At 44.2% G+C, this 17,209-nt stretch carries 25 protein-coding genes; 24 read left to right on the top strand and 1 reads right to left on the bottom strand.

Features of this window, described 5'->3' with window-relative positions:
* Window positions 1-371 precede the first annotated feature (371 nt).
* From rplC to JT717_RS21495, 23 genes are all read left to right on the top strand, one after another.
* A complete protein-coding gene (rplC, locus tag JT717_RS21605) occupies window positions 372-989 on the top strand; it encodes a 50S ribosomal protein L3 (RefSeq protein ID WP_205513120.1) in 618 nt (205 codons plus the stop codon).
* A 60-nt stretch (window positions 990-1,049) separates the two neighbouring features.
* Window positions 1,050-1,682, top strand: coding sequence for a 50S ribosomal protein L4 (gene rplD, locus JT717_RS21600; protein ID WP_205513119.1), 633 nt, complete (start codon window positions 1,050-1,052; stop codon window positions 1,680-1,682).
* Between the two features lie 56 nt (window positions 1,683-1,738).
* Window positions 1,739-2,038, top strand: coding sequence for a 50S ribosomal protein L23 (rplW, locus tag JT717_RS21595; RefSeq protein ID WP_205513118.1), 300 nt, complete (start codon window positions 1,739-1,741; stop codon window positions 2,036-2,038).
* A gap of 78 nt (window positions 2,039-2,116) precedes the next feature.
* Entirely contained in the window at window positions 2,117-2,956 is an 840-nt protein-coding gene (gene rplB, locus JT717_RS21590; protein WP_205513117.1) for a 50S ribosomal protein L2, read from the top strand.
* 56 nt (window positions 2,957-3,012) lie between these two features.
* On the top strand, window positions 3,013-3,285 hold the full coding sequence (rpsS, locus tag JT717_RS21585; protein WP_205513116.1) for a 30S ribosomal protein S19: 273 nt from the start codon (window positions 3,013-3,015) through the stop codon (window positions 3,283-3,285).
* A 57-nt stretch (window positions 3,286-3,342) separates the two neighbouring features.
* The gene (rplV, locus tag JT717_RS21580) at window positions 3,343-3,684 is read left to right on the top strand and encodes a 50S ribosomal protein L22 (RefSeq protein WP_081146066.1); all 342 of its coding nucleotides are present in this window, start codon (window positions 3,343-3,345) and stop codon (window positions 3,682-3,684) included.
* A 25-nt stretch (window positions 3,685-3,709) separates the two neighbouring features.
* Window positions 3,710-4,525, top strand: coding sequence for a 30S ribosomal protein S3 (gene rpsC / locus JT717_RS21575; protein ID WP_205513115.1), 816 nt, complete (start codon window positions 3,710-3,712; stop codon window positions 4,523-4,525).
* A 49-nt stretch (window positions 4,526-4,574) separates the two neighbouring features.
* Window positions 4,575-4,994 carry a 50S ribosomal protein L16 gene (gene rplP / locus JT717_RS21570; protein ID WP_205513114.1) on the top strand — a complete coding sequence of 140 codons (420 nt, stop codon included), beginning with the start codon at window positions 4,575-4,577 and terminating at the stop codon, window positions 4,992-4,994.
* A 62-nt stretch (window positions 4,995-5,056) separates the two neighbouring features.
* On the top strand, window positions 5,057-5,266 hold the full coding sequence (gene rpmC, locus JT717_RS21565) for a 50S ribosomal protein L29 (RefSeq protein WP_205513113.1): 210 nt from the start codon (window positions 5,057-5,059) through the stop codon (window positions 5,264-5,266).
* Window positions 5,267-5,349: 83 nt separating this feature from the next.
* Entirely contained in the window at window positions 5,350-5,607 is a 258-nt protein-coding gene (gene rpsQ, locus JT717_RS21560) for a 30S ribosomal protein S17 (protein ID WP_081146062.1), read from the top strand.
* A gap of 120 nt (window positions 5,608-5,727) precedes the next feature.
* Window positions 5,728-6,096: a 50S ribosomal protein L14 gene (rplN, locus tag JT717_RS21555; protein WP_014220841.1), complete on the top strand. Its 369-nt coding sequence runs from the start codon at window positions 5,728-5,730 to the stop codon at window positions 6,094-6,096.
* Window positions 6,097-6,203: 107 nt separating this feature from the next.
* Entirely contained in the window at window positions 6,204-6,542 is a 339-nt protein-coding gene (rplX, locus tag JT717_RS21550; RefSeq protein ID WP_136576580.1) for a 50S ribosomal protein L24, read from the top strand.
* Between the two features lie 68 nt (window positions 6,543-6,610).
* Window positions 6,611-7,180 (top strand): 50S ribosomal protein L5, encoded by a 570-nt coding sequence (gene rplE, locus JT717_RS21545; RefSeq protein ID WP_205513112.1) that lies wholly within the window; start codon window positions 6,611-6,613, stop codon window positions 7,178-7,180.
* 109 nt (window positions 7,181-7,289) lie between these two features.
* Complete coding sequence (gene rpsN / locus JT717_RS21540) at window positions 7,290-7,559, top strand: 30S ribosomal protein S14 (RefSeq protein WP_205513111.1); 270 nt, start codon at window positions 7,290-7,292, stop codon at window positions 7,557-7,559.
* A 107-nt stretch (window positions 7,560-7,666) separates the two neighbouring features.
* Entirely contained in the window at window positions 7,667-8,065 is a 399-nt protein-coding gene (rpsH, locus tag JT717_RS21535) for a 30S ribosomal protein S8 (protein ID WP_205513110.1), read from the top strand.
* Between the two features lie 129 nt (window positions 8,066-8,194).
* Complete coding sequence (gene rplF, locus JT717_RS21530) at window positions 8,195-8,749, top strand: 50S ribosomal protein L6 (protein WP_205513109.1); 555 nt, start codon at window positions 8,195-8,197, stop codon at window positions 8,747-8,749.
* Between the two features lie 123 nt (window positions 8,750-8,872).
* Entirely contained in the window at window positions 8,873-9,226 is a 354-nt protein-coding gene (gene rplR / locus JT717_RS21525) for a 50S ribosomal protein L18 (RefSeq protein ID WP_240348338.1), read from the top strand.
* A gap of 43 nt (window positions 9,227-9,269) precedes the next feature.
* Window positions 9,270-9,788, top strand: coding sequence for a 30S ribosomal protein S5 (gene rpsE / locus JT717_RS21520; protein ID WP_136576585.1), 519 nt, complete (start codon window positions 9,270-9,272; stop codon window positions 9,786-9,788).
* A 102-nt stretch (window positions 9,789-9,890) separates the two neighbouring features.
* Window positions 9,891-10,076: a 50S ribosomal protein L30 gene (rpmD, locus tag JT717_RS21515; protein WP_205513108.1), complete on the top strand. Its 186-nt coding sequence runs from the start codon at window positions 9,891-9,893 to the stop codon at window positions 10,074-10,076.
* 168 nt (window positions 10,077-10,244) lie between these two features.
* A complete protein-coding gene (gene rplO / locus JT717_RS21510; RefSeq protein WP_205513107.1) occupies window positions 10,245-10,694 on the top strand; it encodes a 50S ribosomal protein L15 in 450 nt (149 codons plus the stop codon).
* Window positions 10,695-10,771: 77 nt separating this feature from the next.
* Window positions 10,772-12,103 carry a preprotein translocase subunit SecY gene (secY, locus tag JT717_RS21505; protein ID WP_205513106.1) on the top strand — a complete coding sequence of 444 codons (1,332 nt, stop codon included), beginning with the start codon at window positions 10,772-10,774 and terminating at the stop codon, window positions 12,101-12,103.
* Window positions 12,104-12,178: 75 nt separating this feature from the next.
* Window positions 12,179-12,988 (top strand): type I methionyl aminopeptidase, encoded by an 810-nt coding sequence (map, locus tag JT717_RS21500; protein WP_205513105.1) that lies wholly within the window; start codon window positions 12,179-12,181, stop codon window positions 12,986-12,988.
* Window positions 12,989-12,997: 9 nt separating this feature from the next.
* Window positions 12,998-14,290 carry a BaiN/RdsA family NAD(P)/FAD-dependent oxidoreductase gene (locus tag JT717_RS21495; protein ID WP_205513104.1) on the top strand — a complete coding sequence of 431 codons (1,293 nt, stop codon included), beginning with the start codon at window positions 12,998-13,000 and terminating at the stop codon, window positions 14,288-14,290.
* A gap of 119 nt (window positions 14,291-14,409) precedes the next feature.
* On the opposite strand, the gene JT717_RS21490 is transcribed toward JT717_RS21495, so the two are convergent.
* The gene (locus JT717_RS21490; RefSeq protein ID WP_205513103.1) at window positions 14,410-14,871 is read right to left on the bottom strand and encodes a DinB family protein; all 462 of its coding nucleotides are present in this window, start codon (window positions 14,869-14,871) and stop codon (window positions 14,410-14,412) included.
* 402 nt (window positions 14,872-15,273) lie between these two features.
* Here JT717_RS21490 and rpsA point away from each other — a divergent pair, with 402 nt between their 5' ends.
* Window positions 15,274-17,193 carry a 30S ribosomal protein S1 gene (gene rpsA / locus JT717_RS21485; RefSeq protein WP_205513102.1) on the top strand — a complete coding sequence of 640 codons (1,920 nt, stop codon included), beginning with the start codon at window positions 15,274-15,276 and terminating at the stop codon, window positions 17,191-17,193.
* Window positions 17,194-17,209: the final 16 nt, after the last annotated feature.

Here is a 17,209-nt window from a genome sequence, read left to right as displayed (position 1 = left end):
GGGTTTTTTCATAAAGTTCTTTCCATCCCATCTGTAAACTCTGGTCCTTAAACGGGCAGATAAAACAGCGCTGGGTGTACAAAGCCGTGAAAAGGGGAGATTGAAGAAAGTTGTAACTGATTCACGCTCAAAAGAGATTATAAAAATTTTAAAATATGAACTAGCCCTTCGAGGTTAGTTTACTGCCGGTACTTCTAAAGCAACCCTTACAATTAGGGTGAACAACGGAAAAGGTCGGCAGCAAACGGAGATTGAAGTTGTGCATGGTTGTGCCTGTCCGCCGCCCGGCGGATAAGCGTCCAACAGAACACCCTGTTCTGCAATCATTACGCAAATGTCTCTTCAACCACGAGGGCACAAACCGAACAACGATGAAAGGAATCATTGGTAAAAAGATCGGGATGACCAGCATCTTCAGTCAGGATGGCAAGCAAACAGCCTGCACCATCATTGAAGCAGGTCCCTGTATTGTGACCCAGGTAAAAACTACCGAAACAGATGGCTATAACGCCGTTCAGTTAGCTTACGGTGATAAGAACGACAAGCACACAAACGCTGCAGAAAAAAATCACTTCGCAAAGGCCAATACAGCCGCCAAGAAATTTGTTAAGGAATTCCGCAATTATTTTACTGACAAGAATTTAGGTGATGCTATTACCGTTGACATTTTCACTGAAGGTGAAAAAGTTGACGTTGTTGGCACTACAAAAGGTAAAGGTTTTCAGGGTGTTGTTAAACGTCACGGATTTAGTGGTGTGGGCGAGCAAAGCCACGGTCAGCACGACCGTCAGCGCGCTCCGGGTTCAATTGGTAACTCATCAGACGCCTCACGCGTATTCAAAGGTATGCGCATGGCCGGCCGTATGGGTAACGATCGCGTGAAAGTTAAAAGCCTGAAGATCCTGAAAGTATTCCCTGACAAGAATTACATCCTGGTGAACGGATCTGTTCCCGGTCACAATGGCGCGATAGTTTACATTCAAAAATAATTTTGTTATTGCAGATTTATTTCCCGCTCTGTGGGAAGGTAATCTTAAATATAAAGTACGATGCAAGTAGATGTTTTAAGTATAAAGGGTGCTAAAACCGGTCGTTCTGTAGATTTAGCCGATGATATTTTCGCTACGGAGCCGAACAATCACGTTGTTTACCTGGCTGTAAAGCAATATCTGGCTGCACAACGTCAGGGTACGCACAAAGTGAAAACCCGTTTGGAAGTTAAAGGTTCCAGCAAAAAACTGCACCGTCAGAAGGGTACTGGTGGTTCCCGTAAAGGTAATATCCGTAACCCGCTGTTCAAAGGTGGTGGTACCATCTTCGGTCCCAAACCCCGCGATTACGATTTCAAGCTGAACCGTAAAGTAAAAGACCTCGCCAAGATCAGTGCGTTGTCTTATAAAGCAAAAGAGAATGCCATTGTAGTTGTTGAAGATATCAACCTGGATGCTCCCAAAACAAAACAATTTGTTGAGATCATGAGCAGCCTGAAGATCGACAATAAAAAAGCACTGGTTATTTTACCTGAGTATAATGAGAACCTGCAGTTGAGTGTTCGTAACATTCCAAATGCACTCAGCATTCAGTTCGCTGATATCAATACATATGATATTGTGAATGCCGATGTATTGTTGCTGACTGAAAGTGCTGCCAAGTTCTTCAGTGAAGAAGGAGTAGAGGCATAATGTGTGCTAATTAGCTGATGGGCTGATTGAATTCACCAATTTTCAAACAAAGTATTATGAAACTCACAGAAGTATTAATAAAACCGATCGTTACCGAAAAAAGCAACAAGCTTTCTGATGCAAAAAGAACTTTTGCTTTTCGGGTAAACCGCAAAGCCAACAAACTGGAAATTAAAAAAGCCATTGAAAGCTTTTACGGTGTAACGGTTACAGAAGTAAATACGGTGGTAGTGCCCGGTAAAGCAAAGAACCGGTTCACTAAATCCGGCTTTATTTCCGGTGTAAAACCGGCATACAAAAAAGCGTATGTGAAGGTAGCAGAAGGGGAGAGCATCGATCTGTACGCTAACATTTAATCCGCCCGCGGAGTAAGAATGGCGAGTCAATCGCCGCAAAGTATTGACCAAGATTTTATAACAGTATAAGAAGAAAACATGGCACTTAAAAAATACAAACCGGTAACAGCAGGTACGCGTTGGAGAATTGGAAATGCGTATGCTGAAATCACTACCGATACACCAGAAAGAAGCCTGCTGGAGAAAGTAAAAGCAACCGGCGGCCGTAATGCCCAGGGTAGAAGATCTATGCGTTATATTGGTGGCGGACACAAGAAGATGTTCCGTATCATCGACTTCAAACGCAACAAGAAAGATATTCCTGGTACCGTAGCTTCTATTGAGTATGATCCAAACCGTACTGCATTTATCGCATTGATCAACTATGTAGACGGTGAGAAAAGATATATCCTGGCGCCCCAGGGCTTACAGGTTGGTGCTACCATCCTGAGCGGCGACAGCGTAGCGCCTGAAGTGGGAAATGCGCTTCAAATGAAGAACATGCCACTGGGTACTAACGTGCATAACATCGAAATGCAACCTGGCCAGGGTGGTAAACTGGTGCGCAGTGCAGGTACTTCTGCCCAGCTCACCAACAAGGAAGAGAAATACGCTGTATTGAAAATGCCTTCCGGTGAATTGAGAAAGATCCTCATCAACTGCTATGCTACAGTAGGTGTAGTAAGCAATGGCGACCACAACCTTGAAATGATGGGTAAAGCGGGTCGTAACCGTTGGAGAGGTATCCGCCCCCGTAACCGTGGTGTTGCGATGAACCCTGTAGATCACCCAATGGGTGGTGGTGAAGGTAAGGCTTCTGGTGGTCACCCACGTTCCAGAACGGGTAAATACGCCAAAGGTCTGAAAACACGTAAATCAGGTAAAGGAAGCGATAAGCTGATCATTCAACGTAAGAACGGCAAAAAGCTGGCGAAGTAATGTGCTGATGATTTCATTATCACATTGTCAAATTATCACATTATCAAATTAAAATTATGGCTCGTTCAATAAAAAAAGGTCCTTATGTAGCCGCCAAACTGGAGAATAAAGTACTTGGCATTAACGATGGCAAAGTAAAGAAAGGTGTGATCAAAACCTGGAGCCGTCGTTCTACCATCACTCCGGATTTTGTAGGTCATACGTTCGCTGTGCACAATGGCAACAAGTTCATACCAGTATATGTAACCGAATTTATGGTTGGTCATAAGCTGGGTGAGTTTGCTCCTACGCGCCAGTTCAAAGGACACTCAAGTAAAAAAGTTGGTTAATAAAATTTCAATATTCCAGGTTGAAGGACCCGGGATCAGAAATCAGAAATAATAAAAATGGAAGCTGTAGCAAAACTTAGAAATTATCCCACATCACCCCGCAGAATGCGTTTGCTGGCTGATGAAATACGTGGTGTTGAAGTGGAAAAGGCATTAGCGTTGCTGGAATTTCATCCTCAGCATTCTGCCACACCGCTTTATAAATTATTAAAGAGCGCCATTAGTAACTGGGAGCAAAAGAACGAAGGACAAAGCGCTGCTGATGCCGGCTTAATTGTGAAAACGATCTTTGTTGACGGCGCACGTACTTTGAAAAGAATGTTACCCGCCCCGCAAGGCCGTGCTTATCGCCTTCGCAAGCGCAGTAACCACGTAACCATAATCGTTGATGTTAAATAATTAGCAAATTTTCAAATTAAAATAAATGGGTCAGAAAACGAATCCTATTGGTGCCAGGTTAGGGATTATCCGCGGTTGGGAATCTAACTGGTATGGTAACAAAAAAGATTTTTCTACCAAGTTGATCGAGGATAACAAGATCAGAACTTATCTGAACGCCCGTATCAATAAAGGTGGTATCTCTAAAATAGTTATTGAGCGTACGCTGAATAAACTGATTGTTACCATTCACACTTCCAAGCCTGGTATTATCATAGGTAAAGGTGGGAACGAAGTTGATCGCATCAAAGAAGAGCTGAAGAAACTGACAGGTAAAGAAGATGTGCAGATCAACATCCTCGAAATTCGTCGTCCCGAGTTGGATGCGATGATCGTAGGCGATACCATCGCCCGTCAGATCGAAAACCGTATCAACTACAAACGCGCCATTAAAATGGCAATCGCTTCTGCACTGCGCATGGGTGCTGAAGGTATCAAAATAAAGATCAGCGGTCGTTTGGGTGGTGCTGAAATTGCCCGTACCGAAGAGATCAAACAAGGTCGTACTCCATTGCATACCCTGCGTATGGATATCGACTACGCAAACGTATTTGCGTTGACTGTTTACGGTAAGATCGGGATCAAAGTATGGATCTGTAAAGGTGAAGTACTGGGTAAAAGAGATCTGAACCCGAACCTCGTTGGCGGTAAGAGCGATGTGAACGACAGAAGAGACAGAAGAGAAGGTGAAGGTGGTCATGGTGGCCATGGTGGTCATCGCGGCGAAAGAAGAGGCGGTGGCGACAGAAGAGGCGGTGGAGACCGCGGCGATCGCAGAGGCGGCGGAGGTGGTCAGCATTAATGCCCCCTGGTTAAGTATCAATTTTTCTAATTATCAAATTGTTTTATAAATGTTACAGCCTAAAAGAACGAAACACCGCAAAGCGCAAAAGGGCCGCATCCGCGAGGTAGCCAAACGTGGTACTACCATCTCTTTTGGTTCTTTCGGTTTGAAAGCTCAGGAAGCTATCTGGTTAACAAACCGTCAGATCGAAGCTGCTCGTCAGGCTATGACCCGCGCCATGAAGCGTGAAGGTAATGTTTGGATCCGTATATTTCCTGATAAACCCATTACCCGCAAGCCACTTGAAGTGAGGATGGGTAAAGGTAAAGGTAACCCTGAATTCTGGGCTGCAGTAGTTGAGCCAGGTCGCATTTTGTTCGAGTGCGATGGGGTATCAGAAGCAGTAGCAAAAGAAGCCATGGAACTGGCGGCTCAAAAACTGCCCATTAAAACCAAGTTCATTGTAAGACGCGACTATAGCGCATAAGCATAATGTGCTAATTAGCTGATGTGCTAATGAGCTATTTATCAAATCTTCAAATTATTAATATGGCAAAGAGAATCGATTTTGTAAAGAGCCTGAATGATATGAGTGAGGCTGATCTGAAAGCCCGGATCCAGGAAGATGAGCTGCGGCTGAAAAAGCTGGAGTTTGCGCATGCAATTTCTCCGCTGGAAAATCCGATGAGCATTCGCGACCTGCGCAGGGATGTGGCTCGTTTAAAAACAGAATTAAGAAAAAAGGAATTGGCAAAATAATGTGCTAATTAGCCAATGTGCTAATATGCTAGTTGGTTTTAATTATCACATTTGCTAATTATCAACTTATCAAATTTTTTATAATGTCTGATAGAAATTTGCGTAAAACAAGAATTGGGGTTGTTACCAGCAACAGAATGGAAAAGACCATCACTGTTTCGGTAGAAAGAAAAGTAAAGCACCCCATCTACGGTAAGTTCGTAAAGAAGACTACCAAATTCCACGCTCATGATGAGAAAAATGAGTGCACCATAGGCGATACTGTTCGCATTATGGAAACCCGTCCCCTGAGTAAAACGAAACGCTGGAGACTGGTTGAAGTAGTTGAAAAGGCGAAGTAATATAGCTGTTGGGGCAGGAATGCAAGCCTGTTCACCAACGACGATTTCAAATAAATTATTAATCATTCGCTATTGGTTCCCGGAAGGGAGCCAAAGGCTGAGAGCTAAAAAGCTAATAAAATGATTCAGCAAGAGTCCAGATTAAATGTAGCTGATAACAGTGGCGCCAAGGAAGTACTGTGTATCCGTGTACTGGGAAACAGCGGCCAGGATTACGCCAAAATAGGCGATAAAATTGTAGTGACCGTAAAGGATGCTATTCCGGCCGGTGGTATTAAAAAAGGCACTGTTACCAAAGCGGTAATTGTTCGCACAAAGAATAAATTACGCCGCAAGGACGGATCTTATATCCGGTTTGATGACAATGCCGTAGTGCTGTTGAATCAGTCAGATGAGCCACGCGGTACCCGTATTTTCGGACCCGTAGCCAGGGAGTTGCGTGATAAAGGATACATGAAGATTATTTCTTTGGCTCCGGAAGTTTTATAAAAAACAAGCTGCAAGCTGTAAGCACCGCGCTTCACGCTTGCATGAAATATAATTGAAAACGGCTTTAAGCCTGCAGCTTGCAGCTTTTAGCTAAAAGCTTAAATAAAATGAGCAACAGATTCAAACCAAAGTTTAATATTAAAAAAGGCGACACCGTAGTAGTTATTGCCGGTGACGACAAAGACGCTAAGAAACCCCGCAAGGTACTGGAAGTATTTCCGGAGAAGTCGCGTGTGCTGGTGGAAGGCGTGAACATTGTTACCCGCCATACCAAGCCTTCTGCACGTAATACCCGCGGCGGTATTGTAAAGAAAGAAGCTGCCATCCACATCTCCAATGTGATGCTGTGGGATGCCAAAGCTGGTGCCGGGGTAAAAGTAAAACGTACCCGTGAAGAAGGAAAGCTGGTGCGTGTTTCTAAAAAATCTGGTGAAGCTATAAAATAACTATCGATTATCAATTGCGTTATGCTGTTTGCGCAAGCATTAAACATAACGCGCTAAGCTAAATAAAAATGTCTACAACAAAATACACTCCAAGGCTGGCAGACAAGTACAAAAAAGAAGTTGTACCTGCTTTAATGAAACGTTTCAGCTATAGCACGGTGATGCAGTGTCCCCGTTTGGAAAAGATCTGTATCAACCGCGGTGTGAACGGAGCCGTTTCTGACAAGAAGCTCGTGGATGTGGCTATTGATGAGCTGACAATGATCTCTGGTCAGAAGGCAACGCCTACCATGTCTAAAAAAGACATCTCGAACTTTAAGTTGCGTAAGAATATGCCGATCGGCGCCCGCGTTACTTTGCGCGGCACCAAAATGTACGAGTTCCTCGACAGGCTGATCGCTACTTCATTACCTCGTGTACGTGACTTCAAAGGGATCAACGATAAAGCATTCGACGGCCGTGGTAACTATACCCTGGGTGTTACCGAGCAGATCATCTTCCCTGAGATCGACATCGACAAGGTGAACAAGATCACAGGTATGGATATCACTTTTGTAACTACTGCCCAAACCAATGAAGAGGCTTATGAACTGTTGAAAGAGCTGGGCATGCCGTTCAAAGGAGCAAAAAAGGATTAAGATATAAATATAAAGTGTAGGAGAGGCGGGAATCAGGAGCAGCAGTAAACGGTTGGAATTGGTAATCCCGGGATCTGTAAATCTAAAAATCTCAAAATTTTAAATAATTATGGCTAAAGAGTCAGTTAAAGCCAGACAAAGAAAAAGAGAACGTATGGTAGCTCAGTATGCCGAAAAACGTGCTACACTGAAAGCTGCCGGCGATTGGAAAGCTTTAGATGAAATGCCGAAGAACTCTTCGAAAGTTCGTCTGAAAAACCGCTGCCAGTTAACAGGTCGTCCGAAAGGATATATCCGTTACTTCGGCATGAGCCGTGTTACGTTCCGTGATATGGCATTAGCGGGTAAAATTCCAGGCGTAAGAAAAGCTTCCTGGTAAGGGCAGGCCCGATACGTATCGGAAAGCCTCACAAGACACGAGAGCAAGCCTGTAAGCAGGTACTACTCTTGAATAAAATTATAAAACTGTTTTAATTTAAAATAAACATGGTTACTGATCCCATAGCAGACTTCCTGACGAGAATTCGTAATGCGCAGATGGCGGGACACCGGATTGTAGAGATCCCGGCTTCTAATCTGAAAAAACGTATTACTGAGATTTTATACGATCAGGGATACATTCTGAAATACAAATTTGAGGATGATAACAAACAGGGTGTTATTAAAATAGCCCTGAAATATGATCCTCAAAGTAAAGAGCCTGCTATCAAATCTCTGGAAAGGATCAGCCGTCCTGGTTTACGTCAGTACGCCAGCCCTGCTGAATTCAAAAGAGTGAAAAATGGTTTGGGCGTTGCCATTGTGAGCACATCACAAGGTGTTATGACCGACAAGCAGGCCAAAAGCCAGAATGTTGGCGGCGAAGTTCTTTGCTATATCTATTAATAATTAGCTAATTAGCCAATGTGCTGATGTGCTAAGGGGTTGCCTGATACATTAAGCTCTTAACCTATAGGAGCTGACCGGTCGGGCCAGCCGGAAACAATAAACAACAAACTAAAAACTGAATTAGTTATGTCTCGTATAGGTAAGAAACCGGTACCTGTTACAAATGGAGTGAACATCACCGTGAGCGGTGACAATGTGATCACTGTTAAAGGCCCTAAAGGCGAATTGAAACAGGCCATTGACCGGGATATTAAAGTAACCGTAGAGAACGGTGAAGTAGTATTCACCCGTCCTACCGACCAGATCCGTCACCGTGCATTGCATGGTTTGTACCGCGCGCTGGTAGCTAACATGGTGAAAGGTGTTACTGAAGGTTTTACAAAGAAACTGGAGTTGGTTGGGGTAGGTTATAAAGCAAGCAACCAGGGTAACCTGCTGGATCTGTCACTGGGTTATTCTCACAATATTTTATTTGAAGTTCCCAAAGAATTGAAAGTAGCTACCGCTCAGGAAAAAGGGGAGAACCCCAAGATCACCCTGGAAGGTATCGACAAACAATTACTGGGACAGGTGGCCGCCAAATTACGCAGCTTACGTAAACCTGAGCCTTACAAAGGAAAAGGTGTTAAATACATTGGTGAGCATATCCGTCGTAAAGCTGGTAAAGCAGCCGGTAAATAAATTAGCTAATTAGCTAATGTGCTAATGTGCTAATTGAAGAAAACATTAGCACATTAGCAGATTAGCACATTATCACATTAACATTCGCTTTCCGGCAGTATCGGAGGGCAAAAAATAAAAGCAATGAATACCAAATTAGAACAAAGGCAGAAGATCCGCTACCGCATTCGTAAAAAGGTAGCTGGTACCGCTGAAAAGCCAAGGCTGGCTGTATTTCGCAGCAACAGCGATATTTATGTACAGCTGATCGATGATGACAAAGGCTTTACATTGGCTGCCGCTTCTAGCCGCGATAAGGATATCAGCGCTCAAAAAGGAACCAAAGTTGAAAAAAGCAAACTGGTAGGTCAGGCAATTGCCCGCAAAGCAAAAGAGCTGGGTATCACCAGGATCGTTTTCGACCGCGGTGGTAACCTGTATCATGGCCGTGTACAAAGTGTTGCCGAAGGTGCTCGTGAAGGAGGCCTTGAATTTTAAGACAATTCACATTTACAATTCCGAATAATTTCAAATAGAAATAATGGCAAAAGTTAATTTAAACAGGGTTAAAGCCGGCGATATTGAGCTGAAAGAGAAAGTGGTGGCTATTAACCGCGTTGTTAAAACAACCAAAGGTGGTCGCGCTTTCAGTTTTTCTGCCCTGGTAGTAGTAGGTAACGGAAATGGTGTGGTAGGTCATGGTCTGGGAAAAGCTAAAGAAGTTCAGGAAGCAATTACCAAAGGTATCGAAGACGCCAAAAAGAACCTGATTAAAGTGCCTATCATGCACGGAACCATCCCCCACGACCAATGGGCTAAAGAAGGTGCTGCCAAAGTACTGGTTAAGCCTGCTGCTCATGGTACCGGTGTGATCGCCGGAGGTAGCATGCGTGCAGTGCTGGAAAGCGCCGGTATCACCGACGTTCTGGCAAAATCACTGGGTTCTGCTAACCCGCATAACGTGGTAAAAGCTACCTTTAAGGCCCTGGCTTTACTACGCGAACCGGTTACTGTTGCCCGTCAGCGCAAACTCAACCTGAAGAAAGTATTTAACGGATAAACACCCACTGATCCGCCGGCTGGCGGAGGAGTTAGAGGAACCCGTTATTTCAAATAATTTCAAACTTTAAATTTCTCCTCCGTTTGGTGGAGATTGAAGGCAATGAAAAAGATTAAAATCACTTTAGTAAAAAGTCCTATTGATCGTCCTGAGCGCCAGAAACTGACGCTGCAGGCCCTGGGCTTGAATAAAACGAACGCTACCAAAGAGGTAGAAGCAACTCCGCAGATCCTGGGTATGGTTCGCAAAGTAACCCACCTGGTAAAAGTAGAAGAATTAGCTAATTAGCTAATGTGCTGATGTGCTAATGGAAAACCGCATTGAATAATAGCTGATTGCCGGTTTAAATTGGTAATTCATTAATTTCGCGTTCTTTTATTAGCACATTAGCAAATTAGCACATTATCAAATTAATTAAAGCGAGGGGCGATTCCCCGTAAGTAAAAATCAAGTAAGATGAAATTACATGAATTGAAGCCTGCGAAAGGCGCAACGCACAGAGAAAAACGTTTAGGTCGTGGTGAAGCTTCCGGTAAAGGTGGCACTTCTACAAAAGGTAACAAAGGGGGCCAGAGCCGTGCAGGTTATCAACGTAAGAATGCCCACGAAGGTGGACAGATGCCCATTCAGCGTCGTTTGCCGAAACGTGGTTTCAAGAATCCATTCCGTGTTGAGTATAAAGTATTTAATCTCGGTCAGATCGATCATCTGGTAGAAAAATATGAACTGTCTGAGTTTAACCATGAAACCCTGAGAGAGTGGGGCCTGGTTGGTCAAACAGATAAAATAAAAATATTAGGTAACGGCGAGCTGAAAGCTAAAGTAGCTTTCAAGGTGAATGCTATCAGTGAAAAAGCGAAGCAGGCTGTTGAAGCTGCCGGCGGTTCAGTAGAATTGGTAAAGTAATTTTTCCTAACTTGCATAGACGCATAAACCATGCGTCTTTTTTTTGTTAGAGAGAAATCTAAAATCTTGGTAAATCCGTGAAAAAGTTTATACAAACACTCAAAAATATCTGGAGTATTGAGGAGCTGAGGAGTAAAATTCTGGTTACCATTACCCTGATAGCCGTTTACCGTTTAGGCACTCACATTGTATTGCCCGGTATAGACCCCGATAAAATCACAACAGGTGCATCCTCTGGCGGCATTCTTGGACTGATCGATGCCTTTGCCGGTGGAGCCTTTTCGCAGGCTTCTATCCTGGCCCTTGGTATCATGCCGTACATTTCTGCCTCTATCTTTATTCAGTTAATGACCATCCTGTATCCGCCATTCCAGAAATTACAAAAGGAAGGCGACAGCGGTCGTAAAAAGATCAATCAATACACCCGTTACTTAACCGTACTGGTTACGATATTACAGGCCAGCGCCTATGTAGCATTCCTGAATACTACCAACGGCCAGGCCATGGTTGAATCGTACAAACCCTTCTTCTGGTTGTCTACCACCGTCATCCTTACTGCAGGCACCCTGTTCGTAATGTGGATTGGTGAAAAGATCACCGACAAAGGTTTGGGTAATGGAAGCTCTGTGATCATCATGGTTGGTATCCTGGCCCGTTTGCCCCAATCCCTGTGGCAGGAGTGGGCAGCCCGCTCCAACAGAGGCGGTGGCGGATTGCTGATCTTCGTAATTGAAATTGCTATCCTGGTTGCCATCATCATGGGCCTTATCATCCTGATCCAGGGTGTTCGCAAAGTGCCTGTACAATACGCCAAACAGATCGTAGGCAATCGCCAGTTTGGCGGCGCCCGTCAGTTCTTACCTTTAAAGGTGAACAGCGCCGGTGTAATGCCTATCATCTTTGCCCAGGCGATCATGTTCTTACCCACTTTGTTAAGCAATTTCGACTCAACAAAAGGCCTTGCAGCCGTGTTTGGTAATCACAGCAACTACTGGTATATGATCATCTATGCAGTTATGGTAATCGGTTTTACCTTCCTGTACACTGCCCTGATCTTTAACCCCAAGCAAATTGCAGACGACCTGAAACGTAATAACGGATTTATCCCCGGCGTAAAGCCCGGTCAGCCTACAGCCGATTACATCGGTGCTGTAATGGATAAGATCACATTCCCCGGTGCGGTATTGCTTGCGCTGGTTGGTATTTTGCCAGGCTTTGCACAAAGAATGGGCATTCAGCAATCATTCTCTTCTTTCTTTGGAGGTACCTCCCTGCTGATCATGGTAGGTGTAATTCTGGATACGCTTCAACAGATAGAAACCCAGTTGCTGATGCGTCAATATGATGGCTTAATGAAGAGTGGAAGAATTCAGGGACGCCAGCAGGTGACCCCGGCATCTTCTATGTAAAAAATATTTTTCAGCAAACCGAACCTGACAGCTGTAGTTAGTTGTCAGGTTTTGTTTTAATATCTACTCATTGAGATGATTTATTATAAAACTGAAGCAGAAATTGCCCTGATGCGGGAAAGCGCTTTGCTGGTAAGTAAAACGCTGGCCCATATTGCCGGTCTTTTAAAACCGGGCATCACTACCCTTTCGCTCGACAAGGTGATCGGTGAGTTCATCCGCGATCATCAGGCGTCCCCCACCTTCCTGAACTACAAAGGTTATCCTTACAACTCCTGTATCTCTGTGAACGATGTGGTAGTACATGGTTTTCCGGGCAAGGAAGAATTAAAGGAAGGGGATATCATTTCTGTAGATATCGGTGTTTATAAGAACGGTTTTCATGGCGATCATGCGTATACATTCGCAATAGGCGATCCGGGCGCAGATGTCATGAAACTGATACGCATTACAAAAGAATCTTTATACAAAGGCATTGAAAAGGCCATCGCCGGCAACCGTATTGGCGATATCGCTTTTGCCATCCAGGAGCATACGGAGAAAAAACATGGCTATGGGGTCGTGCGGGAACTGGTAGGGCATGGGCTGGGAAAAATGTTACATGAAGATCCGCAGGTGCCTAACTATGGCCGCCGGGGTACGGGGCCGGTACTGAAAGAAGGACTGGTGCTGGCCATTGAACCCATGATCAATATGGGCAAAAAAGAGGTATATACCGAAGACGATGGCTGGACGGTGCGCACGGTGGATCATAAACCCTCTGTACATTTTGAACATGATGTGTGTGTGCGTAAAGGGAAAGCTGACATATTAAGTGATTACAGTATCATTGAAGCTGCTGAGGCAGCCAATCCGAATTTAAAGGTTTCGAGTGAAGTTTTTTAAGTAATATAAGTGAGTGGAAAAAAAAGATTAGTTGTAATAGGAGGCGGGGCAGCCGGATTTTTTTGTGCCGTGAATGCTGCCCGCCTGCATCCTTCGCTGGAAGTTATTATTCTCGAAAAGACCGGCAAATTACTTTCCAAGGTAAGAATATCCGGGGGTGGCCGTTGCAATGTAACGCATGCCTGTTTTTCCATTGCTGATATGATCCGCCATTATCCACGCGGCGCTAATTTTCTGAAAAAAGCATTTCACCAGTTTTTTACTACCGATACGATTCAGTGGTTTACCGAACGCGGAGTGCCATTGAAAACGGAGGATGATGGCCGCATGTTTCCGCAATCAAATTCTTCGCAATCGATCATCGATTGTTTGATGCGGGAAGCGAATAAGTTTGGGATAGCAATAAGGAAGATGAGCGAGGTAAAGAGCCTGCAATTGCAAACTCATAATGAGAAGAATGAAGTTGGAAGTAAGAACGACGATGGTAGTGGAACAAGTAATGACAGGCAATTTATTTTGGAGCTCTCTGAGGGCCGGCAGCTGACTGCTGACTTTGTATGTGTTGCGAGTGGGGGTTATGCGAAAGCTGCCCAATTCAGCTGGCTGCAACAGTTAGGTCATACGATTGCAGAGCCGGTTCCTTCCTTATTCACTTTCAATATGCCCGGTAATCCCATAACGCAATTGATGGGCGTTTCTGTTCCGGAAGCTGCGGTAAAAATAACTGGTACTAATTTGATGGCCAAAGGGCCGTTGTTGGTTACACACTGGGGGATGAGCGGTCCGGCAGTGCTGCGCTTATCGGCCTGGGGGGCGAGGCAGCTGGCTACGGGTAACTGGCAATTTGCCATTATCATCAACTGGCTGCCGCTTTTCAATGAAAATACTTTACGCGAGCATTTGCAGGCTTTGCGCTTCGAGCTTGCTTCGCAAAAAATTGGCAATCGCAATCCATTTGATCTGCCACAACGGTTATGGCAATACTTGTTGCAGCAATCAGGCATCGATGAAGATAAACGTTGGGCCGATCTGCCTGCCAAGGAACAGAACAGGTTAATTACAAATTGTTGTGCCCAGGAATTCAAAGTGCAGGGAAAAACGACATTTAAGGAAGAGTTTGTAACAGCAGGTGGCATTCAGTTGTCGGAAGTGGATGCCAATACCATGCAAAGCAAGATCATACCCCATTTATATTTCGCAGGAGAAATACTGGACGTCGATGGCATTACCGGCGGTTTCAACTTTCAGCATGCCTGGACGAGTGGATATATTGCAGCAAAAGCGATCGCTCAAACGGCATAGTTCATAATTCTCCTCTACCAGTCATTTTCAAGTTAGCAGTTAGCAGTTGGCAGTTGTACACTGCAAATTGCCAACTGCCAACTGTATTTAAGACAGTTGAATGTTGCCTGAAACTTTCATTACTCAGTGGTTTGCGGGAATCCCAACAACCTTCTGTGGTAATTGATCTGACCGATATGATAATTCAAATGGGTCAGCATGTGCAACAATAAATACTCTGTTGTTATTGTTTCACCATTAATAGGCAGGGGATAATTTTTTTCCAGTTCTTTTTTACTGGTTTGTTCCAATGCATCCTTAACGGCTACTTTAGCATTTTCTATTTCATTCAACAGTTTGTGTTTGCTGATATTCTTTAAGTTGAATTCTGCTTCGCGATTACGTATATAGCCCGATTCGCCCAACACAGCGCCAATAAAATGTTGTAAGCTGCCTGTCAGGTGCAAACACAGATTGCCGCCACTGTTCTTGATCCCTTCTTTCACTACCCACAAGCTGCTGTCATCAGGGTATTGGGAGATCTCTTCCGTCAGTTTATTCAGGTCCCGCTCAAATAATGTGATCAAAACTGGTGTAATCATAACAAATAGTCAGTTGAAAAAATTTTCGATAAATGTAAAAAGAAAAAGCGCCTATCAGAATAACTGCACAAAAAAATAATTTTCATTAATTAAAAACAATCTTATTTATACACGTTTTCCCAAGCCAAAGTAGATTTTCGTGCAATATATACTGTTGGTACGGCTAATCGTTTTTGCAATGTTAATCATACTATTAAGGCCGATTATTATTTTCCCGTCGATTGCTGTATCAATACGATAAACTGCGGGTGCGCGGAATGATTTGGGAGCGGGTTGAAAATGCATTGATTAATGCGGTGCAAATCAATCGTTTACCAGGCGAAAAAAAACGCGTAAAGCCATTACTATTCAGCATTTTGGCCTATCTTTGCAGCCCGAATTAAAATCATCGGGTTTTTTATCATGTTTCAATTTATTAAACAATTAAACGCTGATGCACAGGAGTCTTCTGCAGCCGCACAGGGTGAAGAAGCTACAGCGACACCAAAAGCACCTGCAGCTCCTGAAGTTGTGGATAATAGTGCTCACGACGATTTCGACTGGAGTATCGACAAACGTAATGTGGCTTCTTACAGCAAAGACGAGAAAGCAAAGTACGATGCTGTGTACGAAGGCACTTTCAAAGCTGTTACCGACGGTGAGCTCGTAAAAGGTCTGGTAGTGGCGCTCACTAAAACTGATGTGGTAATCAACATCGGATTTAAGAGCGATGGTCTGGTTTCTTTAAACGAATTCCGTGATCTGCCCAACCTGAAAACCGGTGATGAAGTGGAAGTAATGGTTGTAGAAAAAGAAGACCGGGAAGGTCATCTGAACCTCAGCCGCAAACAAGCACGCATTACCCGCGCCTGGGAAAAAATTGTTGAAGTTCATAAAACTGGTGAAGTTATTACCGGTACTGTTACTTCAAAAACCAAAGGTGGTTTGATCGTTGACGTATTCGGTATGGAAACATTCTTACCGGGTTCACAGATCGACGTTAAGCCTGTAACTGATTACGATCAGTTTGTAGGAAAAACCATGGAGTTCAAAGTAGTGAAGATCAACGAAGCTATCAAGAACGCCGTAGTTTCTCACAAAGCCCTGATCGAAAGCGATATCGAAGCACAACGTGCAGAGATCATGAGCAAACTCGAAAGAGGTCAGGTACTGGAAGGAACCATCAAGAACATCACCGACTTTGGCGCCTTTATGGATCTGGGCGGCTTAGACGGTCTGTTGTATATCACTGATATCAGCTGGGGCCGTATCAGCCATCCGGGCGAAGTGCTGAAGCTGGATCAGAAACTGAAAGTGGTTGTATTAGACTTCGATGATGAGAAAAAACGCATCAGCCTGGGTCTGAAACAACTGACACCACATCCATGGGATATTCTGCCAGAAAACATTCACGAAGGTTCTGTTGTGAAAGGTAAAGTGGTGAATATCGAAGATTACGGCGCATTCCTGGAGATCATGCCAGGTGTTGAAGGTCTGGTACACGTAAGTGAAATCACCTGGGCTAACACACCGATCAATGCGAAAGAATTCTTCAAACTGGGTGATGAGTACGAAGCTAAGATCGTAACGCTCGATAAAGATAATCGCAAAATGAGCTTGTCTATTAAGCAAATGAGCGAAGATCCATGGAGCACAATCGAAACCAAATTTCCAGAGGGCAGCCGTCATACCGGCCTGGTGAAGAACATCACTCCTTACGGTGTGTTCGTTGAACTGGCTCCTGGTATTGGTGGTATGATCCACATCAGCGATCTGAGCTGGTTGAAACGCTTCAACCATCCTTCTGAGTACACTAAAGTTGGTGAGAACATCGACGTAGTGATCCTTGGTATTGATAAAGACAACCGCAAACTGCAACTCGGACACAAACAACTCGAAGAAGATCCCTGGAATGCATTACAGGGCACATTCGCTGTTGGTTCTTTACACGAGGGAACAGTTATCCGCAGAGACGACAAAGGCGGCATCGTTCAGTTACCTTACGGTCTGGAAGGATTTGCCCCTAACCGTCACCTCATGCGTGAAGATGGCAAAAGCATCGGTGCTGATGAAACCATCCAGTTTATGGTTATCGAATTCGATCGCAATGAAAAACGCATCGTAGTATCGCATACCCGTATCTGGGAACAATCTAAGCATGAAGAGAAAGAAGCTCAGAAGAAAGAAGCCCGTGCTGAAGCTGATAAAACCAAGAAAGCAGTGAAAAACATCCAGGGTAAAGTAGAGAAAGCTACTTTAGGCGATCTGGGTGCACTGGCTGAGATCAAAGAAAAATTAAAACAGGAAGAGCAACAAGGCGGTTCTACAGAAACAAAAGAATAACCTTGAACGCTGATTC

It is taken from the genome of Longitalea arenae, from assembly GCF_016924755.1.
In the GTDB taxonomy this organism is placed as follows: domain Bacteria; phylum Bacteroidota; class Bacteroidia; order Chitinophagales; family Chitinophagaceae; genus Niastella; species Niastella arenae.
Note: the sequence above shows the minus strand (reverse complement) of the source record. Positions and strands in the feature narration are given on the sequence as shown.